Consider the following 19,679-nt stretch of genomic DNA (forward strand, 5'->3'; position numbering starts at 1 on the left):
TAGGTAGGGTGTCATGGCCGATCATGAGGACGACGCGGCGTCGGAGGGAGGTGTGAGCACAAGTGGTGCCGATGCCCACTGGGTTACGCCCCAGCGCCGCCGCAGGCGTGCGGCTGCCCGCGCTCGCCGGCCAGGTCGGCGCCGTGCTGGCCGATCACCCAGGTCAGGGCGCCGCCATGCCCGACGTGACCATCACCGGGGTGACGCTGCGCGCCCAGGACGTGCTGCCCGGCGACCTGTTCGCCGCGCTGCCCGGTCGGGCGACCCACGGGGCCCGCTATGCCGCCGACGCGGTCGAACGCGGCGCCGTCGCCGTGCTCACCGATCCCGCCGGAGTCGCCGAGATGACCGCGCCGGCCGTCCCGACGCTGGTGCACCCCGATCCCCGCGGCGTGCTCGGCGGCCTGGCTTCCACGGTGTACGGGAATCCGTCCGATCGGGTGGCCGTCATCGGCATCACCGGCACGTCGGGCAAGACCACCACCACTTATCTGGTCGAGTCCGGTCTGCGTGCCGCCGGCCGCACGGTCGGGCTGATCGGGACCATCGGGATCCGCATCGACGGCGCCGACGTCCCCAGCGCGCTGACCACTCCGGAGGCCCCCGCGCTGCAGGCCATGCTGGCCGCCATGGCCGAACGGGGTGTGGACACCGTCGTCATGGAGGTCTCCAGCCATGCGCTGGCGTTGGGCCGCGTGGACGGAACAGGTTTCGCGGCGGGCGGTTTCACCAACCTGTCCCGCGATCACCTCGACTTCCATCCGACCATGGAGGACTACTTCAACACCAAAGCCCTGCTGTTCGAACCGGATTCGCCGCTACGGGCGCGTCGCGTCGTGGTGTGCGTCGACGACGAGGCCGGGCGGGTCATGGCGGCCCGGGCCGGCGACGCGATCACCGTCAGCGCCGAGGGGCAAGCCGCGCACTGGCGGGCCCTCGACGTGGCCCCGATGGGCGCCGGGGGACAACAGTTCACCGTGGTCGATCCCGCCGGCGCCCGGCATCGGGTCGCAGTCCCGCTACCCGGCCACTACAACGTCGCCAATTGCCTTGTGGCGCTGGCCCTTCTGGACGTGGTTGGCGTGTCGCCGGAGGAGGCTGCCGCGGGGCTGCGGCAGACCCGCGTGCCGGGGCGGATGGAACAGATCAACGCCGGCCAGGACTTCTTGGCGCTGGTGGACTACGCCCACAAGCCGGGCGCCCTGCGTGCGGTGCTGACCACGCTGAAGCGGCCGGGCCGCCGCCTGGCGGTGGTGTTCGGCGCCGGCGGCGAACGCGATCCGGGCAAACGGGCGCCGATGGGCGCCACGGCGGCCGAGCTGGCCGACCTGGTCGTCGTCACCGATGACAATCCGCGCAATGAAGACCCGGCCTCGATCCGCCGCGAGATCCTGGCCGGTGCGAGCGAAAGTGGTTGTGCGGCAGAGGTTGTCGAGGTCGCCGACCGCCGCGACGCGATCAGGCACGCGGTCGCCTGGGCGGGTCCCGGCGACGTGGTGCTGATCGCCGGCAAGGGTCACGAGACCGGGCAAAGCGCCGGCGGACACACCCGCCCCTTCGACGACCGGGTGGAACTGGCCGAGGCGTTGCGTGACCTCGACGGGGTACAGCGGTGATCGACCTGACCGTCGCCCAGATCGCCGACATCGTCGGGGGCACTTTGTCCGGCATCTCGCCGCAGGATGCCGCGCAGCGGCACGTCACCGCGACGGTGGAATTCGACTCGCGCGCTGTCAAGCCGGGCGGGCTGTTCCTGGCGCTGCCGGGAGCGCGGTCCGACGGGCATGACTTCGCCGACGCGGCTGTCGCCGCCGGCGCGGTGGCCGTCCTGGCGGCGCGGCCGGTCGGGGTTCCGGCCATCGTGGTGCCCCCGCAACCGCCGGAGGCGCACCCGGATCGCGGGCCGGCCGGGGTGCTCGAGCACGACGCCGACGGGTCCGGCGCGGCGGTGCTGGGCGCGCTGGCCAGGCTGGCCCGGGTGGTCGCCGCCGAACTAGTGGCCGGCGGGCTAACGATCGTCGGCATCACCGGATCATCGGGAAAGACCTCGACCAAGGACCTGGTCGCCGCCGTCCTGGCGCCGCTCGGTGAGGTGGTGGCCCCGCCCGGGTCGTTCAACAACGAGCTGGGGCACCCGTGGACGGTGCTGCGCGCGACGGCCGACACCGACTACCTGGTCCTGGAGATGTCGGCCCGCCATCCCGGAAACATCGCCGCGCTCGCCGAAATCGCCACACCGTCCATCGGGGTGGTCCTCAACGTCGGCACCGCGCACCTCGGCGAGTTCGGCTCGCGCGAAGCCATCGCCCGGACGAAATCTGAACTGCCGCAGTCTGTTCCGGCCTCCGGGGTGGTGATCCTGAACGCCGACGATCCGGCCGTGGCGGCCATGGCGAACGTGACCGCGGCCCGGGTGGTCCGGGTCAGCCGCGACGAGCGCACCGGCGCGGGCCCCAGCGACCTGTGGGCCGGTGCGGTTTCCCTGGACGAGCTGGCCCGGCCGCGGTTCACGCTGCACCGGCGCGATGCGTCCGGGGTGACTCAGGTGCCGGTGCAACTCGGCGTCTACGGCGATCACCAGGTGGGCAACGCGCTGTGCGCGGCCGCGGTGGCGCTGGAATGCGGCGCCGACCTGCAGCAGGTGGCCGCCGCACTCGCCGGCACTGGTCCGGTGTCGCGGCACCGCATGCAGGTCACCACCCGCGCCGACGGGGTCACCGTGATCGACGATGCCTACAACGCGAACCCCGACTCCATGCGGGCCGGGCTGCAGGCGCTGGCCTGGATCGCCCACGGCGGCGGCGAAGGCGGCGGGCAGAACCCCGCCGAAAAGCGCAGGAGCTGGGCGGTGCTCGGCGAGATGGCCGAGCTCGGTGAGGACGCCATAGTCGAGCACGATCGCATCGGCCGGCTCGCCGTGCGCTTAGATGTGTCTCGACTCGTTGTCGTGGGAAGTGGGAGGTCGATGAGCGCCATGCACCACGGAGCGGTCATGGAGGGTTCCTGGGGCGCGGGTGACCAAGGGGCCGTCAACGTCGCTGACAGCGACGCCGCCCTGGCGTTACTGCGGGCCGAGGTGCAACCCGGTGACGTCGTCCTGGTCAAGGCGTCGAACTCGGCGGGGCTCGGTGCGCTGGCCGACGCCCTGGCAGCCGGTGACGATCGCGAGGGCGGCGGCGAAGCCGGGCGAAGCGGGCCGTCACCATCAGAAGAGGGCGGGACGCGCGCATGAGGCAGATCCTCATCGCCGTCGCCGTCGCGCTGACGGTGTCGATCCTGCTGACCCCGGCGCTGATCCGGCTGTTCACCCGGCAGGGATTCGGCCACCACACTCGCGAGGACGGCCCGCCGACCCACCACGCCAAACGGGGCACGCCGTCGATGGGCGGCGTGGCCATCCTGGCCGGCATCTGGGCGGGCTACCTGGGCACGCACCTGGCTGGGATGGCCTTCGACGGGGAAGGCGTCACCGTGTCGGGCCTGTTGGTGCTGGGCCTGGCCACCGTGCTCGGCGGCGTCGGATTCCTCGACGACCTGATCAAGATCCGCAGGTCGCGCAACCTCGGCTTGAACAAGACGACCAAGACCATCGGACAGGTCGCCGCCGCGGTCCTGTTCGGGGTGCTGGCGCTGCAGTTCCACAACAGCACCGGCCTGACACCGGCCAGCGCGGATCTGTCCTACGTGCGCGAGATCGCCACCGTCACACTGGCCCCGGGCCTGTTCGTGTTGTTCTGCGTGATCGTCGTGAGCGCCTGGTCCAACGCGGTCAACTTCACCGACGGCCTGGACGGCCTGGCCGCCGGGAGCATGGCGATGGTCACCGCCGCCTACGTGCTGATCACGTTCTGGCAGTACCGCAACGCGTGCGTGACCGCCCCCGGGCTGGGCTGCTACAACGTGCGCGATCCGCTGGACCTGGCGCTGGTCGCCGCCGCCACCGCCGGCGCCTGCATCGGCTTCCTGTGGTGGAACGCGGCGCCCGCCAAGATCTTCATGGGTGACACCGGATCCCTGGCGCTGGGCGGCATCATCGCGGGCCTCTCCGTGACCAGCCGCACCGAGATCCTCGCCGTGGTGCTGGGCTCGCTGTTCGTGGCCGAGGTCAGCTCGGTTGTGTTGCAGATCCTGACGTTTCGCACCACCGGGCGCCGGGTGTTCCGGATGGCCCCCTTTCACCATCATTTCGAGTTGGCCGGCTGGGCCGAGACCACGGTCATCATCCGCTTCTGGCTGCTCACCGCGATCGCGTGCGGCCTGGGCGTCGCCCTTTTCTACGGTGAGTGGCTGGGCGCGATCGGTGCCTGATGAGCGGTCTTGAGGCCCCGCTGGAACCCCTGGCGCCCGGCGTGCCGGTGCTGGTGGCCGGCGGCGGCGTAACGGGCAAGGCGGTGCTGGCGGCGCTGAGCCGATTCGGGGCGGCACCGACGCTGTGCGACGACGACCCGGCCAGGTTGCGGGACTACGCCGACGCGGGAGCGGCGACCGCGTCCACGTCGACGGCCATCGAGCAGATCTCCCGCTACGCCCTGGTGGTCACCAGTCCCGGCTTCGCGCCGACCACGCCGCTGCTGGTCGCCGCGGCGGCGGCCGGGGTGCCGATCTGGGGTGACGTGGAGCTGGCCTGGCGGCTCGATGCCGCGGGCCAGTACGGACCGCCGCGGCGCTGGCTGGTGGTCACCGGGACGAACGGCAAGACGACCACCACGTCGATGCTGCACGCCATGCTGATCGCCGGCGGCCGGCGCAGCCTGCTGTGCGGCAACATCGGCGACCCGGTCCTCGACGTCCTGGAGCAACCCGCCGAGCTGCTGGCCGTCGAGCTATCCAGCTTCCAATTGCATTGGGCGCCTTCGCTGAAGCCCGAGGCCGGTGTGGTGCTCAACATCGCCGAAGACCACCTGGACTGGCACGGCGGCATGGCCGCCTATGCCGCGGCGAAGGCGCGGGTGCTCGATGGCCGGGTGGCGGTGGTGGGCCTGGACGATGCCCGGGCGGCGGCGCTGCTGGACACCGCCCGGGCGCCGGTGCGGGTCGGCTTCCGGCTGGGCGAACCGGCGGCGGGGGAGCTCGGCGTGCGCGACGGCCGCCTGGTTGACCGCGCCTTCGCCGACGACCTGGCCCTGCTGCCGGTCGAGTCCATCCCGGTTCCGGGCCCGGTCGGGGTGCTCGACGCGCTGGCCGCCGCGGCGCTGGCGCGCTGCGTCGGCGTGCCGCCCGAGGCGATCGCGGACGCGATCGCCTCCTTCCGGGTGGGCCGGCACCGGGCCGAAGTCGTGGCCGCCGCGGACGGCATCACCTACGTCGACGACTCCAAGGCCACCAACCCTCATGCCGCCGAGGCGTCCGTGCTGGCCTACCCCCGGGTCGTCTGGATCGCCGGCGGCCTGCTCAAGGGCGCAACGGTCGACGCCGAGGTCGCCAGGATGGCGTCCCGGCTGGTCGGGGCGGTGCTGATCGGCCGAGATCGGCGCGAGGTTGCCGAGGCGTTATCGCGACACGCGCCGGATGTCCCCGTCCTGCAGGTTGTGACAGGCGAGGATGCTGGTATGGATGCGACTGCTGTGGTTCTTGGGGCAGATGTGACAGAAGTGCAACTATCAGGCGGCGATCGGGCCTCAGCGGTGATGAACGCGGCAGTGGCCGCGGCGCGCACCCTGGCGAAGCCCGGCGACACCGTCCTGCTCGCACCGGCGGGCGCGTCGTTCGACCAATTCTCGGGTTACGCCCACCGTGGCGACGCATTCGCGTCCGCCGTGCGCGCGGCGCTGCGGTAGGACGGGCGTGAGCAACGCACTGACCCGGCTACGGCGCCGGGGTAAAAACACCACCGGCACGGCCGCGCTCGAGCCAGCCGACGACGACGCCACGGACGGCGCCACGGAAGCCAAGGCCGAGACGAAGGCCGACAAGCCGCAGAAGGCCGAGCAGAAGCCCGACAAGGCCGCGGCCAAGGAGGGCGGCTCGCACAGCCGGTTCGGCGCCTGGCTGGGCCGGCCCATGACGTCGTTTCACCTGATCATCGCGGTGGCAGCGTTGCTGACGACGCTGGGGCTGATCATGGTGCTGTCGGCGTCGGGCGTGCGGTCCTACGACGCCGACGGGTCCGCCTGGGTGATCTTCGGCAAGCAGGTGCTGTGGACCGTGATCGGCCTCATCGCCTGCTACGCCTCGTTGCGGATGTCGGTGCGGTTCATCCGCCGGGTCGCGTTCACCGGCTACGTCGTCACGGTCATCCTGCTGGTGCTGGTGCTCGTTCCCGGAATCGGCAACCTGGCCAACGGATCCCGTAAGTGGTTCGTGGTCGCGGGCTTTTCGATGCAGCCATCCGAGCTGGCCAAGATCGCCTTCGCGATCTGGGGTGCCCACATGCTGGCCGCCCGTCGCCTGGATCGGGCCAGCCTGCGCGAACTGCTGATCCCGCTGGTGCCGGCCGCCGTGATCGCGCTGGCCCTGATCGTGGCGCAGCCCGACCTCGGGCAGACGGTGTCGCTGGGCATCATCCTGCTGGCCCTGCTGTGGTACGCGGGCCTGCCGCTGCGCGTCTTCGTCACCTCGCTGATGGCCGTTTTCGTGGCCGGCGCGGTGCTGGCCATGTCGGCCGGGTACCGGTCGGAACGGGTGCGGTCCTGGATCAACCCCGAGAACGACCCGCAGGACACCGGCTACCAGGCCCGACAGGCCAAATTCGCGCTGGCGCACGGCGGCATCTTCGGCGATGGCCTGGGTCAGGGCGTGGCCAAATGGAACTACCTGCCCAACGCCCACAACGACTTCATCTTCGCGATCATCGGCGAGGAGCTCGGTTTCATCGGCGCGTTCGCGCTGCTGGTGCTGTTCGGGCTGTTCGCGTACACGGGAATGCGGATCGCCCGTCGCTCGGCCGACCCGTTCCTGCGCCTGCTGACCGCCACCACGACCATGTGGGTGCTGGGCCAGGCGTTCATCAACATCGGCTACGTGATCGGCATCCTCCCGGTCACCGGTATTCAGCTGCCACTCATCTCCGCAGGTGGAACCTCCACCGCCGCAACGCTTTTCATGATCGGCATCATGGCCAACGCGGCGCGTCACGAACCCGAGGCGGTGGCCGCGCTGCGCGCCGGGCGCGACGACAAGATGACCCGGATACTGCGGCTGCCGCTGCCCGAGCCCTACTCGCCGACGCGCCTGGAGTCGGTCCGCGATCGCAAGCGCGGTCGCCCGAAGTCGGCCGAGCCGTCGCGCAAGGCCGCGGGCGCCCCCGGGCGCAAAGCTCCACGCAAGGCCTCCCGCACGGCCGACGAGCCGCTGCGACCGGCGTCATCGCGGACGGCCGGCCGGCCGGCTCGACAGACTGGGGGCAACTCTCGATCACGGGCGAGGCATCATGGATCTGGCCAACGCCGCGTCAGTCAGGCGGCCGGCCAGCGTCAGCCACGACGCGCTCGCGCACTGGAAGGTCAGCGTTACGGGTGAACGACACGGTCAACAAGCCGACCGGCGGGCTGGGGGGAAACCCTTTGCCCGCCGGTGCCGCGTTGTCCTCTTTTAGGCCTCTCAAGCCACTGTCGGTCGTGCTCGCCGGTGGTGGAACCGCCGGCCATGTCGAGCCGGCGATGGCCGTCGCCGATGCGCTGAGCGCCCTCGACCCGCAGGTCAGGATCACCGCGTTGGGCACCGCCCGGGGTCTGGAGACCCGGCTGGTGCCCGAGCGCGGCTATGCCCTCGAGCTGATCACGCCGGTGCCGCTGCCGCGCAAACCCAGCGGCGACCTGGCCCGGCTGCCCTCGCGGGTGTGGCGGGCCGTCCGCGAAACCCGTGCCGTGCTGCGCGCGGTCGACGCCGACGTGGTGATCGGCTTCGGTGGGTACGTGGCGCTGCCGGCCTATCTCGCCGCGCGCGGAGTCTCGTCGCGCAAGCCGCGGGTGCCGGTGGTGATCCACGAGGCCAACGCCAGCGCCGGGCTGGCCAACCGGGTCGGCGCCCGCACCGCCGCGCGGGTGCTGTCCGCGGTGGCCGATTGCGGGTTGCCGCGTGCCGAGGTGGTCGGGGTGCCGGTGCGCGAGGCCATCACCGCACTGGACCGCGCGGCGCTGCGCGACGAGGCGCGCCGCCACTTCGGTTTCGCCGACGACGCCCGGGTGTTGCTGGTGTTCGGTGGCTCGCAGGGCGCGGCCTCGCTGAACCGGGCGGTCTCCGGAGCGGCCGCCGAGCTGGCCGCCGCCGGCGTGGCCGTCTTGCACGCGCACGGCCCCAAGAACACGCTCGACCTGCGCGAGCCCCAGCCGGACGACCCGCCGTACGTGGCGGTTCCCTACCTCGACCGGATGGACCTCGCCTATTCGGCCGCCGACCTGGTGATCTGCCGGTCCGGTGCGATGACGGTCGCCGAGGTCTCGGCGGTGGGATTGCCGGCCATCTACGTGCCGCTGCCGATCGGCAACGGCGAGCAGCGGCTCAACGCCCTGCCGGTGGTCAACGCGGGCGGCGGCATGATCGTCGCCGACGCCGACCTGACGCCCGAGCTGGTGGCCCGCGAGGTGGCGGGGCTGGTTGGCGACCCGCCGCGGTTGGCGGCCATGACGGCCGCCGCCGCGCGAGTGGGGCATCCCGACGCGGCGCGCCGGGTCGCCCAGGCGGCACTCGACATCGCCCGAAAGGCCCAGCTGGGCCGCTCGAGCGGCCGGTGGACCGGGGGAACCCCGTGAGCACCGACCAGCTGCCGCCCGAGCTGCAGCGGGTGCACATGGTCGGCATCGGGGGAGCCGGCATGTCGGGCATCGCCCGCATCCTGCTCGACCGTGGCGGCCTGGTGTCCGGCTCGGATGCCAAGGAGTCGCGCGGCATTCACGCGCTACGCGCCCGGGGCGCGCTGATCAACATCGGGCACGACGCGGCCTCGCTCGACCTGTTGCCCGGTGGCGCCACCGCGGTCATCACGACGCACGCCGCCATCCCGAAGACCAACCCCGAGCTGGTCGAGGCCCGCCGGCGCGGCATCCCGGTGATCCTGCGGCCCGCCGTGCTGGCCAAGCTGATGAACGGGCGCACCACGCTGATGGTCACCGGCACCCATGGCAAGACCACGACGACCTCGATGCTGATCGTGGCGCTGCAGCACTGCGGGCGCGACCCGTCCTTCGCCGTCGGGGGCGAGATGGGGGAGGCCGGTACCAACGCCCACCACGGCAGCGGCGGTTGCTTCGTGGCAGAGGCCGACGAGAGCGACGGCTCGCTGCTGGAGTACACGCCGAACGTCGCCGTGGTCACCAACATCGAGACCGATCACCTGGACTTCTACGGCAGCGCCGACGCCTATGTCGCGGTGTTCGACGCCTTCGTGGAGCGGCTGGCGCCCGGCGGGGCGCTGGTGGTGTGCGTCGATGACCCCGGGGCGGCCGAGCTGGCACGGCGCACGGCCGAGCTGGGGATCCGGGTGTTGCGATACGGATCCGCGGGCTCCGGCGACGATGAACTGGCCGCGACGTTGATGTCGTGGCAGCAACAGGGCACCGAAGCCGTCGCGCAGATCCGGCTAGCCCCGGAACTGGACCCGGAGCAGCACCCGCGGGTGATGCGGTTGTCGGTGCCCGGCCGCCACATGGCGCTCAACGCGATGGGCGCGCTGCTGGCGGCGCTCGAGATCGGCGCCCCGATCGACGCCGTGCTGGACGGCCTGGCCGGCTTCGAGGGCGTGCGCCGCCGATTCGAACTGGTCGGTAGCGCGGCCTCGGTGCGGGTGTTCGACGACTACGCCCACCACCCCACGGAGATCGTCGCCACGCTGGCGGCGGTCCGCACCCTGCTCGAGCAGAGTGGCGACGGCCGCAGCATCGCCGTGTTCCAGCCCCATTTGTATTCGCGGACAAAGGCTTTCGCCGAGGAGTTCGGGCGAGCCCTGGACGCGGCGGACGAGGTCTTCGTCCTCGACGTGTACGGCGCCCGCGAACAGCCGCTGACCGGCGTCAGCGGGGCCAGCGTCGCCGAGCACGTCAGCGCGCCGGTGCGCTATCTGCAGCACTTCTCCGCCGCCGCCGAGCAGGTGGCGGCCGCCGCCGGCCCGGGCGACGTCATCGTCACGATGGGGGCCGGCGATGTGACCCTGCTGGGACCCGAGATCGTCACGGCGCTGCGGGTGCGGGCCAACCGCAGCGCCCCCGGGGCGTTGCGATGACGGGGCCGGACGACCCCGTCCCTGCCAACCCCGTCCCCGCCAACGCGGTCGGCGAACAGGCCGAAGCCCAGGCCGCCGGCGACGGCGCGCTCACCGAACCGCTCGGCACGAACGCCGGCGCGGACCGGCCCGACAGCGACGCCGGTGACGATCCCGAGGCCGACGAGGTCGAGGGGCCCCGCCGGCGCGCCCGCCGGGAGCGGGCCGAACGCCGCGCCGCCCAGGCCCGCGCCACCGCGATCGAAGAGGCGCGCCGCGAGGCGAAGCGCCGGGCCAGCGGGCGGCTGATCAACGAGCCCAAACCCGTTGCGCGGGGCGTTGTTCGGGGCCTGAAGATGCTGCTGGCCACCGTTGCGCTGGTGATCGTCGGCGTCGGGCTGGCGCTGATCCTGTATTTCACGCCCGCGATGGCGGCCCGCAACATCGTCGTCGTCGGCACCGGGGTGGTGACTCGGGAAGAGGTCCTGGATGCGGCGCGGGTGCGGATCGGAACGCCGCTGCTGCAGATCAACACCAGCCAGGTCGCCGACCGGGTGGCCGCGATCCGGCGAGTGGCCAGCGCGCGGGTGCAGCGCCAGTATCCGTCGGCGCTGCGGATCACCATCGTCGAGCGAGTTCCGGTGGCCGTCAAGGACTTTCCCGACGGACCGCATCTCTTCGACCGGGACGGGGTGGACTTCGCGACCGGGCCGCCGCCGCCGGCGCTGCCGTACCTCGACGTCGCCGACCCGGGGCCGAACGACCCGGCCACCAAGGCGGCGCTGCAGGTGTTGACCGCGTTGCGGCCCGAAATCGAGAGCCAGGTCGGCCATGTCGCCGCGCAGTCGGTGGCCTCGATCACGCTGACGCTGGGCGACGGCCGGGTGGTGATCTGGGGGACCACCGACCGCACCGACGAGAAGGCCGAGAAACTGGCCGCGCTGCTGACCCAGCCCGGCAAGGTCTACGACGTGTCCAGCCCCGACCTGCCGACGGTCAAGTAGCGATCTTCGTCACGTCGGCGCGCTCGACGCCGTGGGGACCAGCGCACGCGCCGGGCGCGGCGGAAATTGCCCAAAATTTGCGGGGCGCGTGTCGGCGCGCCTGCGTGGTTAGGGCGCGCCATACCCATACCGTTCTGGTTGCGCGGAACTACTTGACATAACTCTAACTCTATGGTTGAGGTTGAGGGTTTGCCACGAGAGCCGCGAAACGTCCGGAGGAGCCCGCCGCCGGGAGAGAGCTGAGCCAAGCCCATCAGGGAGGAAGACGAATGATGACCCCCCCGCACAACTACCTGGCCGTCATCAAGGTCGTGGGTATCGGTGGCGGCGGCGTCAACGCCGTCAACCGGATGATCGAACAAGGCCTCAAAGGCGTGGAGTTCATCGCGATCAACACCGACGCGCAGGCGCTGCTGATGAGTGATGCCGACGTCAAACTCGACGTCGGCCGCGAGTCCACCCGTGGCCTGGGCGCCGGGGCGGACCCGGAAGTCGGCCGCAAGGCCGCCGAGGACGCCAAGGACGAGATCGAAGAGCTGCTCCGCGGCGCGGACATGGTGTTCGTCACCGCCGGCGAGGGCGGCGGGACCGGGACCGGCGGCGCTCCCGTCGTCGCCAGCATCGCGCGCAAGCTGGGCGCGCTGACCGTCGGCGTGGTCACCCGGCCCTTCTCCTTCGAGGGCAAGCGACGCGGCAACCAGGCCGAGAGTGGCATCTCGGCGCTGCGCGAGAGCTGCGACACCCTGATCGTGATCCCCAACGACCGGCTGCTGCAGATGGGCGACGCCGCGGTGTCGCTGATGGACGCCTTCCGCAGCGCCGACGAGGTGTTGCTCAACGGCGTCCAGGGCATCACGGACCTGATCACCACCCCGGGCCTGATCAACGTGGACTTCGCCGACGTCAAGGGCATCATGTCCGGCGCGGGCACCGCCCTGATGGGCATCGGTTCCGCCCGCGGCGAGGGACGTTCGCTCAAGGCCGCCGAGATCGCCATCAACTCCCCGCTGCTGGAAGCCTCGATGGAGGGCGCCCACGGCGTGCTGATGTCGATCGCCGGCGGCAGCGACCTGGGCCTTTTCGAGATCAACGAGGCGGCCTCGCTGGTGCAGGACGCCGCGCATCAGGACGCCAACATCATCTTCGGCACCGTGATCGACGATTCGCTGGGCGACGAGGTGCGCGTCACCGTCATCGCCGCGGGCTTCGACGCCGCCGGCACCGGCCGCAAATCCGTGCTCGGCGGCGGTGCCGACAAGGAAGAAAAGGGCGGTGCGCACCGGATCGAGTCGGCGAAGGCGGGCAAGCTCACCTCGACGCTGTTCGAACCGGTCGACGCCGTCAGCGTGCCGGTTCACACCAACGGATCGACTTTGAATATCGGCGGCGATGACGATGACGTCGACGTGCCGCCGTTCATGCGCCGCTGAGGGTCTCAATTTGCTTGCCAGCGCGCGACAAACCGGCCTCGAAATATACGGGCCGGACGGCGCTGCCCCCTGGCAAGCACACCGCTCCGGATACTGGTCACGTGAGCGTTCGCATCAGGCGGGTCACCACCACCAGGGCCGGTGGGGTCTCGAAGCCGCCCTTCGACACCTTCAACCTCGGCGACCACGTCGGCGACGACCCGGCGGCGGTGGCCGAGAACCGGGCCCGGCTGGCCGCCACCGTCGGCCTGCGTGCGGGGCGCGTGGTGTGGATGAACCAGGTCCACGGTGACCGGGTCGAGGTGGTCGACGGAGCGCGTGACACCGCGGTCGACGACACCGACGCGTTGGTGACTCGCACCGCGCGACTCGCCCTGGCGGTGGTCACCGCCGACTGCGTTCCGGTTTTGATGGCCGATGCGCGCGCCGGCGTTGCCGCGGCAGTGCACGCCGGCCGGGTCGGCGCCCAGCGCGGGGTGGTGACCCGAACGGTGGAGGCGATGCAGAAGCTCGGCGCGCAACCGCAAGACATCTCGGCGCTGCTGGGCCCGGCGGTCAGCGGCCGCAATTACGAAGTGCCCGCGGTCATGGCCGACGAGGTCGAGGCGGCGTTGCCGGGCAGTCGTACCACCACCGCCGCGGGAACTCCCGGCCTCGATCTGCGGGCCGGAATCGCCTGCCAGCTAAGGGATCTGGGCGTGACGGCGATCGATATCGATCCTCGGTGCACGGTGGACGACCCGGCGTTGTTCAGTCATCGGCGGGATGCCCCGACCGGCCGGCTGGCCTCACTGGTCTGGATGGAGTGACTGCGATGGCGGTAGGAATGCACGCCGGTGACAGTCGCAGCGACCGCGACTCGGAATTGACCCACGCTTTGGCATCGGTGCGCTCGCGCCTGGCGGCGGCGGCCGAGGCGGCGGGTCGCAATGTCGGTGAAATCGAAGTTCTACCGGTTACCAAATACTTCCCAGCAACCGATGTTGTGACTTTGTCGCGCTTGGGTTGCCGAGTCGTCGGCGAATCTCGCGACCAGGAAGCGAGGGCAAAAGTGGCCGAAGTCACCCGATTGCTGGCGGCATCGGCGCACGGGGACGTGGGAAATCCGCGCTGGCACATGGTCGGTCATATCCAGCGGAACAAGGCCAAATCGGTGGCGGGCTGGGCACACACCGCGCACTCGGTCGACAACGCGCACCTGGTGTCCGCGCTCGACAAGGGCGTGGCGGCGGCGCTGGCCGAGGGCCGCCGCACCGCCCCGATGCGGATCTACGTCCAGGTCAGCCTCGACGGCGACGAGTCCCGTGGCGGCGTCGACATATCGCGGCCGGGCGCCGTCGATCAGGTGTGCGATCAGGTCGAGGACTCCAAGAACCTGGACCTGGTCGGGCTGATGGGGATCCCGCCGCTGGACTCGGACCCCGACGAGGCCTTTGACCGGCTGCAATCGGAGCATCGCCGGGTTCTCGAGTCGCATCGCGACGCGGTCGGGTTGTCCGCGGGCATGTCCAACGACTTCGAAATTGCCGTGAAACACGGTTCGACGTGTGTGCGTGTCGGTACCGCGCTATTGGGCCCGCGGCGGTTACCGTCACCGTAAGTAGTCACTGTAGTAACAGCTTTATCACTGACACCAGTACTCCCAGGGGCTAGAAGGGTCAACGCAATGAGCACACTGCACAAAGTCAAGGCCTATTTCGGTATGGCCCCAATGGACGACTACGAGGACGAGTATTACGACGACCACGCTCCGTCCCGTGGTTTTCCCCGGCCGCGATTTGACGACGGATACGGTCGCTACGAGCAAGACGACTACGACGATCCGCGCCGCGAGCCCGCCGACTACCCGCCGCCCGCCGGTTACCGCGGCGGCTACGGGGACGAGCCCCGCTACGGCGCCGTCCACCCCCGCGAGTTCGACCGGGGCGAGCGGGGCGGCCCGCGCTTCGGGTCGTGGTTGCGCAACTCCACCCGAGGCGCGTTGGCGATGGACCCCCGCCGGATGGCGATGATGTTCGAAGAGGGCCATCCGCTCTCGAAGATCACCACGCTGCGGCCCAAGGACTACAGCGAGGCGCGCACCATCGGTGAGCGCTTCCGCGACGGCACCCCGGTCATCATGGACCTGGTGTCGATGGACAACGCCGACGCAAAGCGCCTCGTCGACTTCGCGGCCGGCCTGGCCTTCGCGCTGCGCGGATCCTTCGACAAGGTCGCGACGAAGGTGTTCCTGTTGTCGCCCGCCGACGTCGACGTGTCCCCGGAGGAGCGCCGCCGAATCGCCGAAACCGGTTTCTACGCTTACCAATAGCCACATCGGCCGCCCGCTGCACAGCGGGAGCTCGGATCCTCGACGGCCGGAAGTGCCCACGTGAGATGAGGCCTCTCGCCCGGAGTCGGTACGCTGGCAGGCGCCGCGCTGGTCGGCGGCGCTTAGCTTCTCACGGGTAAGGTCGGGGCACTTCAGTTGGTGTTGTTCTTTCAGATCCTTGGGTTTGCGCTATTCATTTTCTGGCTGCTGCTCATCGCTCGGGTCGTGGTTGAGTTCATCCGCTCGTTCAGCCGGGACTGGCATCCGACGGGGATCACCGTCGTGGTGCTGGAGATCATCTTGTCGATCACGGATCCGCCGGTGAAACTGCTCCGCAGGCTGATCCCGCAACTCACCATCGGAGCGGTCCGCTTCGACCTCTCGATCATGGTGCTGTTACTCGTCGCGTTCATCGGGATGCAGCTGGCGTTCGGCGCGGCGGCTTAGCTCCCCATGGGGCCCGATGGTGTGACCCATTCCGTCCCGGAGACGGTTCGGCCACGCTTTAGCGTCGGTTTGGTACCCGCGATTTAAAAATTCTAAGGTTTCGGATTTTATTGCCTTCAAAGTTTGAAATTGGTCCTTATTTATTGGGCTAATCGGCAACGGTCGCGCCTGGTGTGACAGGATGGACGGCAGTTGCACTACGGCTACCACTGCGTTCTACACTTTCCAGAACGTTCGAGAAGGAACTTGAGGGGACGAAACAATGCCGCTTACACCAGCCGACGTCCACAATGTGGCGTTCAGTAAGCCACCGATCGGCAAGCGGGGCTATAACGAAGACGAGGTAGACGCCTTCCTCGATCTGGTGGAAGCCGAGCTGACGCGGCTCATCGAAGAGAACAGCGATCTGCGTCAGCGGATCGAAGAACTGGACCACGAGCTGTCCTCTGGTGGTGGCTCGGCCACCCCGGCCGCCGCGGCCGCGCCCACCCAGGCGATTCCCGTCCGCGAGCCCGAGCCCGAGCCGGTCAAGCCGACGCCGGCCGCGGGGGCCGCCGCGGCCAACAACGAGGAGCAGGCCATGAAGGCCGCTCGGGTGTTGACGCTGGCGCAGGACACCGCCGACCGCTTGACCACCACGGCCAGGACCGAGTCGGAGAAGATGCTGTCCGACGCCCGCGCCAACGCCGACCAGATCCTCAGCGAGGCGCGCAGCACCGCCGAGACCACGGTCGCCGAGGCCCGGCAGCGCGCCGACGCCATGCTCGCCGACGCGCAGACCCGCTCCGAGACCCAGTTGCGCCAGGCCCAGGAGAAGGCCGACGCCCTGCAGGCCGACGCCGAACGCAAGCACTCCGAGATCATGGGCACCATCAACCAGCAGCGCACCGTGCTGGAAGGCCGCCTCGAGCAGCTCCGTACCTTCGAGCGCGAATACCGCACCCGGCTCAAGACCTACCTGGAGTCTCAGCTGGAGGAGCTCGGTCAGCGTGGGTCCGCCGCGCCCGTGGACTCCAGCGCGGATGCGGGCAGCTTCGACCAGTTCAACCGGGGCAGCAACTAGCCTTTCGGACGTGCCGGTCACTCGCCGAGCTTCGGGGTTGGCACACTTGGTCATGAAACCGCGGTCCCACTCGTCGCTTGGAGGATGACTGATGCTCATCATTGCGCTGGTATTGGCGCTTATCGGGCTCGTCGCGTTGGTGTTCGCGGTCGTCACCAGCAACGAGCTGGTGGCGTGGGTGTGCATCGCCGCGAGCGTGGTGGGTGTGGTGTTGTTGATCCTCGACGCCCTGCGCGAGCGCCAGCGGCCTGATGTGGCAGGCGACGAAACCCCAGCTGCCGACGAAGCCCACGAGGACGACTACGTCGACTACCCCGAGGAAGCCCCGGCCGCGGGCGAACCGGCGACCACCGCGGAAACCGCGCAGACCGAGGAGTCCACTGTCGCGGCCGAGGGCCGCGGCGACGAGCCCGCCAAGTAGCTCCTGTCCTTTCGCGGTTCGGCGCTCAGCAAGTCGGCGTGGCGAGCAGTTGGCGGACCTCGACGTCGCTGATCTGATGAAAGTCGTCGTAGACCTGCCCGACGGCTTCGAATCCCGGCGGTGTGGTCGCGCACACCACGTCGTCGGCCTCTCGTAGGAGCTCGCGGCAGGTCGACTCCGGTCCCACCGGGACGGCGACCACGATGGATTTCGGACCGGCGGCTCGGACGGCGCGTACGGCGGCGAGCATGCTTGCGCCCGTTGCGATTCCGTCGTCGACCAGGATGACAATCCGGTCGCGCAAGTCGGCGATCGGGCGACCACCCCGGTAGGCGTGCTCGCGCCGGAGCAGCTCCGCCGTCTCACTGTCGATCACCTCGCGCACCTGCTCGTCGGTGACGTGCAGGCTGGCCACCACGTCCCGGTTCATCACCACGCCACCACCGCTGGCCAAAGCGCCCATCGCCAGTTCCGACCACTGCGGCACCCCGAGCTTGCGGACCAGGAAAACGTCGAGCGGCGCCTTCAGAGCGGTCGCGATCTCCCATGCAACCGGCACACCGCCACGGGCCAGCCCGAATACCTGCACATCGCCCCGGCCGCGATACGCGGCCAACCACCGCGCCAGTTCGCGGCCGGCCTCGCGTCGGTCGACGAACGTCTTCGGTGATGTCCGCCGGACAAAACGACTCGATGGGTTCATTCGTTTACGCTCCCGGCTGCTAAGCCTCTTTCCAGGCTACGTGCGTCGGGCCGAGCGCGGTGGCAGAGTTCGGGTTGGCCGCAGGCTCAGGCACGACCGAGAGGATCCGCGAGATGAGACGGCGTTACGGCACCTACACGGCCTACAGCATCGCGTGCGCGATCGTCTGGGCGGTCATTTTGGCGGTGGTTTCCACGGCGGGCGACGCCGCCAGCCGGCATACGTTCCTGCTGGTGTGCGGCGGCTGGGCCATCGGATGGCTGTCCGCGACCATCGCCAGGGGCGTCTACCCGCCACCGAAGCGGCGTCTTCGGCAGTGAGTTACCGGGTGTAATCGCGGCTTCGCCGCTCAACACGCTCCATCGGCTCGGAAATGAACGCGAGCGTTCATTTCCCTCGCCTCAGTCGTGTGTGATCGCGGCTTCGCCGCTCAACACGCTCCATCGCCTTAGGAATGAATGCGAGCGTTCATTTCCCTCGCCTCAGTCGTGTGTGCTCGCGGCTTCGCCGCTCAACACACTCCATCGCCTTAGGAATGAATGCGAGCATTCATTCCATTCGGCTCAGTCGTGTGTCCGAGGGGGGACTTGAACCCCCACGCCCATTAGTAGGGCACTAGCACCTCAAGCTAGCGCGTCTGCCATTCCGCCACTCGGACAAGGCCAAACCAGCATGGGTTGGCAGCTAAGGCTATCGGATCGCGCGCCGCGAGCCCAACCCAGCTCCCCGAGACGGCGCGATGATCGGGCAGCACGCCGCCGAGTCGCGGCAATGGTAGGAAAGGTGGTTGTGACCATCCAGAGCGGGGCGACCGAGGCGCCAACCAAGCCGAGCGACGACGTGGTCGAGGTTGTCAGCAAGTTGATCCGGTTCGACACCACCAACACCGGCGAACCGGCAACGACCAAGGGCGAGGCCGATTGCGCGCAATGGATCGCCGAGCAGCTCGCCGAGGTCGGTTACGCGCCGCAGTATGCCGAGTCCGGCGCGCCGGGCCGCGGCAATGTATTCGTCCGCCTGCCCGGCGCCGACAGCTCGCGCGGCGCGTTGCTGATCCACGGGCATCTCGACGTGGTCCCGGCCGAGCCCACCGAATGGAGCGTGCACCCGTTCTCCGGCGCGATCAAAGACGGCTTCGTCTGGGGTCGCGGCGCGGTCGACATGAAGGACATGGTCGGCATGATGATCGTGGTGGCCCGCCACTTGAAGCGGGCGGGCATCGTGCCGCCCCGCGACCTGGTCTTCGCGTTCATCGCCGACGAAGAGCACGGCGGCACCTACGGGGCACAGTGGCTCGTCGATCACCGGCCGGATCTGTTCACCGGCGTCACCGAGGCGATCGGCGAGGTGGGCGGGTTCTCGCTGACCGTGCCCCGCCGCGACGGGGGAGAACGCCGGCTCTACCTGATCGAGACAGCAGAGAAGGGGCTGTCCTGGATGAAGCTCACCGCCCGGGGTCCGGCCGGACACGGCTCGATGGTCCACGACCAGAACGCGGTGACCGCCGTCGCCGAGGCCGTCGCCCGATTGGGCCGCCACCAGTTTCCGCTCGTGGTGACCGACACCGTTGCGCAGTTCCTCGCCGCCGTCAGCGAGGAGACCGGGCTGACCTTCGACACCGAATCGGGCGACCTGCGCGGAATGATCGAAAAGCTGGGCCCGATGGCCCGCATGCTCAAGGCGGTGCTGCACGACACCGCGAACCCGACCATGCTCAAGGCCGGATACAAGGCCAACGTCGTTCCGGCGATCGCTGAGGCGGTGGTGGACTGCCGCATCCTGCCGGGCCGCAAGGAGGCGTTCGAGGCCGAGATCGACGAGCTGCTGGGCCCCGACGTGACGCGCGAGTGGATCAAGGATTTCTCGTCGTATGAGACCAGCTTCGACGGCGACCTGGTCGACGCCATGAACGAGGCTGTGCTGGCGCATGACCCGGGCGCCCGTACCGTGCCGTATATGCTTTCCGGCGGTACCGATGCGAAATCGTTCGCGCGCTTAGGTATTCGCTGTTTCGGGTTCAGCCCGCTGCGGTTGCCGCCGGATCTCGATTTCACCGCGCTGTTCCACGGTGTCGATGAGCGGGTACCCATCGATGCGCTGCGGTTCGGCACCGACGTGCTGGCCCACTTCCTGACCCACTGCTAGATCACCAAGCCGATCACACG

Annotated in this window: 17 protein-coding genes, 1 tRNA gene and 1 pseudogene; 17 read left to right on the forward strand and 2 right to left on the reverse strand. The window is 69.7% G+C overall.

The features are described from left to right. Positions 1 to 71: 71 nt before the first annotated feature. The 15 genes from AC5Y7E_RS16305 (at position 72) to AC5Y7E_RS16375 (ending at position 16,811) form a co-directional block, all read left to right on the forward strand. Positions 72 to 1,616 carry a UDP-N-acetylmuramoyl-L-alanyl-D-glutamate--2,6-diaminopimelate ligase gene (locus AC5Y7E_RS16305; protein WP_499949803.1) on the forward strand — a complete coding sequence of 515 codons (1,545 nt, stop codon included), beginning with the start codon at positions 72 to 74 and terminating at the stop codon, positions 1,614 to 1,616. Continuing rightward, a complete protein-coding gene (locus AC5Y7E_RS16310) occupies positions 1,613 to 3,232 on the forward strand; it encodes a UDP-N-acetylmuramoyl-tripeptide--D-alanyl-D-alanine ligase (RefSeq protein WP_499949804.1) in 1,620 nt (539 codons plus the stop codon). Before AC5Y7E_RS16305 ends, AC5Y7E_RS16310 begins: the two co-directional genes overlap by 4 nt. Then, positions 3,229 to 4,308 carry a phospho-N-acetylmuramoyl-pentapeptide-transferase gene (mraY, locus tag AC5Y7E_RS16315; protein WP_499949805.1) on the forward strand — a complete coding sequence of 360 codons (1,080 nt, stop codon included), beginning with the start codon at positions 3,229 to 3,231 and terminating at the stop codon, positions 4,306 to 4,308. Before AC5Y7E_RS16310 ends, mraY begins: the two co-directional genes overlap by 4 nt. Further along, positions 4,308 to 5,777 carry a UDP-N-acetylmuramoyl-L-alanine--D-glutamate ligase gene (gene murD / locus AC5Y7E_RS16320; RefSeq protein ID WP_499949807.1) on the forward strand — a complete coding sequence of 490 codons (1,470 nt, stop codon included), beginning with the start codon at positions 4,308 to 4,310 and terminating at the stop codon, positions 5,775 to 5,777. The genes mraY and murD overlap by 1 nt, the downstream gene beginning before the upstream one ends. A 7-nt stretch (positions 5,778 to 5,784) precedes the next feature. Next, the gene (gene ftsW / locus AC5Y7E_RS16325) at positions 5,785 to 7,458 is read left to right on the forward strand and encodes a putative lipid II flippase FtsW (protein WP_499949808.1); all 1,674 of its coding nucleotides are present in this window, start codon (positions 5,785 to 5,787) and stop codon (positions 7,456 to 7,458) included. Next, positions 7,455 to 8,690 (forward strand): undecaprenyldiphospho-muramoylpentapeptide beta-N-acetylglucosaminyltransferase, encoded by a 1,236-nt coding sequence (gene murG, locus AC5Y7E_RS16330; RefSeq protein WP_499916009.1) that lies wholly within the window; start codon positions 7,455 to 7,457, stop codon positions 8,688 to 8,690. The genes ftsW and murG overlap by 4 nt, the downstream gene beginning before the upstream one ends. Then, on the forward strand, positions 8,687 to 10,156 hold the full coding sequence (murC, locus tag AC5Y7E_RS16335) for a UDP-N-acetylmuramate--L-alanine ligase (protein ID WP_499949810.1): 1,470 nt from the start codon (positions 8,687 to 8,689) through the stop codon (positions 10,154 to 10,156). Before murG ends, murC begins: the two co-directional genes overlap by 4 nt. After that, on the forward strand, positions 10,153 to 11,139 hold the full coding sequence (locus AC5Y7E_RS16340) for a cell division protein FtsQ/DivIB (protein ID WP_499949811.1): 987 nt from the start codon (positions 10,153 to 10,155) through the stop codon (positions 11,137 to 11,139). The genes murC and AC5Y7E_RS16340 overlap by 4 nt, the downstream gene beginning before the upstream one ends. 272 nt (positions 11,140 to 11,411) lie before the next feature. Continuing rightward, positions 11,412 to 12,569 carry a cell division protein FtsZ gene (gene ftsZ / locus AC5Y7E_RS16345; protein ID WP_499916747.1) on the forward strand — a complete coding sequence of 386 codons (1,158 nt, stop codon included), beginning with the start codon at positions 11,412 to 11,414 and terminating at the stop codon, positions 12,567 to 12,569. Between the two features lie 101 nt (positions 12,570 to 12,670). Beyond that, positions 12,671 to 13,378, forward strand: a complete 708-nt coding sequence (gene pgeF / locus AC5Y7E_RS16350; protein ID WP_499949813.1) for a peptidoglycan editing factor PgeF — start codon at positions 12,671 to 12,673, stop codon at positions 13,376 to 13,378. 5 nt (positions 13,379 to 13,383) lie between these two features. Further along, entirely contained in the window at positions 13,384 to 14,169 is a 786-nt protein-coding gene (locus tag AC5Y7E_RS16355; protein ID WP_499949814.1) for a YggS family pyridoxal phosphate-dependent enzyme, read from the forward strand. A gap of 66 nt (positions 14,170 to 14,235) precedes the next feature. After that, a complete protein-coding gene (locus AC5Y7E_RS16360; protein ID WP_007770769.1) occupies positions 14,236 to 14,880 on the forward strand; it encodes a cell division protein SepF in 645 nt (214 codons plus the stop codon). A 156-nt stretch (positions 14,881 to 15,036) separates the two neighbouring features. Beyond that, entirely contained in the window at positions 15,037 to 15,327 is a 291-nt protein-coding gene (locus AC5Y7E_RS16365) for a YggT family protein (RefSeq protein WP_007770770.1), read from the forward strand. Positions 15,328 to 15,589: 262 nt separating this feature from the next. Next, the gene (wag31, locus tag AC5Y7E_RS16370; RefSeq protein ID WP_499949816.1) at positions 15,590 to 16,390 is read left to right on the forward strand and encodes a DivIVA-like cell division protein Wag31; all 801 of its coding nucleotides are present in this window, start codon (positions 15,590 to 15,592) and stop codon (positions 16,388 to 16,390) included. 91 nt (positions 16,391 to 16,481) lie between these two features. Continuing rightward, complete coding sequence (locus AC5Y7E_RS16375; protein WP_499916019.1) at positions 16,482 to 16,811, forward strand: hypothetical protein; 330 nt, start codon at positions 16,482 to 16,484, stop codon at positions 16,809 to 16,811. A 25-nt stretch (positions 16,812 to 16,836) separates the two neighbouring features. On the opposite strand, the pseudogene AC5Y7E_RS16380 reads toward AC5Y7E_RS16375, so the two are convergent. Continuing rightward, positions 16,837 to 17,526, reverse strand: a pseudogene (locus AC5Y7E_RS16380) (phosphoribosyltransferase); the annotation flags it as partial. 101 nt (positions 17,527 to 17,627) lie between these two features. Between AC5Y7E_RS16380 and AC5Y7E_RS16385 the strand changes: the two are divergent. Then, a complete protein-coding gene (locus tag AC5Y7E_RS16385) occupies positions 17,628 to 17,834 on the forward strand; it encodes a hypothetical protein (protein ID WP_499949817.1) in 207 nt (68 codons plus the stop codon). 252 nt (positions 17,835 to 18,086) lie between these two features. Here AC5Y7E_RS16385 and AC5Y7E_RS16390 read toward each other — a convergent pair. Then, a tRNA-Leu gene (locus AC5Y7E_RS16390) sits at positions 18,087 to 18,172 on the reverse strand. 113 nt (positions 18,173 to 18,285) lie between these two features. Between AC5Y7E_RS16390 and AC5Y7E_RS16395 the strand changes: the two genes are divergently transcribed. Further along, positions 18,286 to 19,659, forward strand: a complete 1,374-nt coding sequence (locus tag AC5Y7E_RS16395; RefSeq protein ID WP_499949818.1) for a M20/M25/M40 family metallo-hydrolase — start codon at positions 18,286 to 18,288, stop codon at positions 19,657 to 19,659. Positions 19,660 to 19,679 lie beyond the last annotated feature (20 nt).

Source organism: Mycobacterium sp. NGS17, from assembly GCF_059813205.1.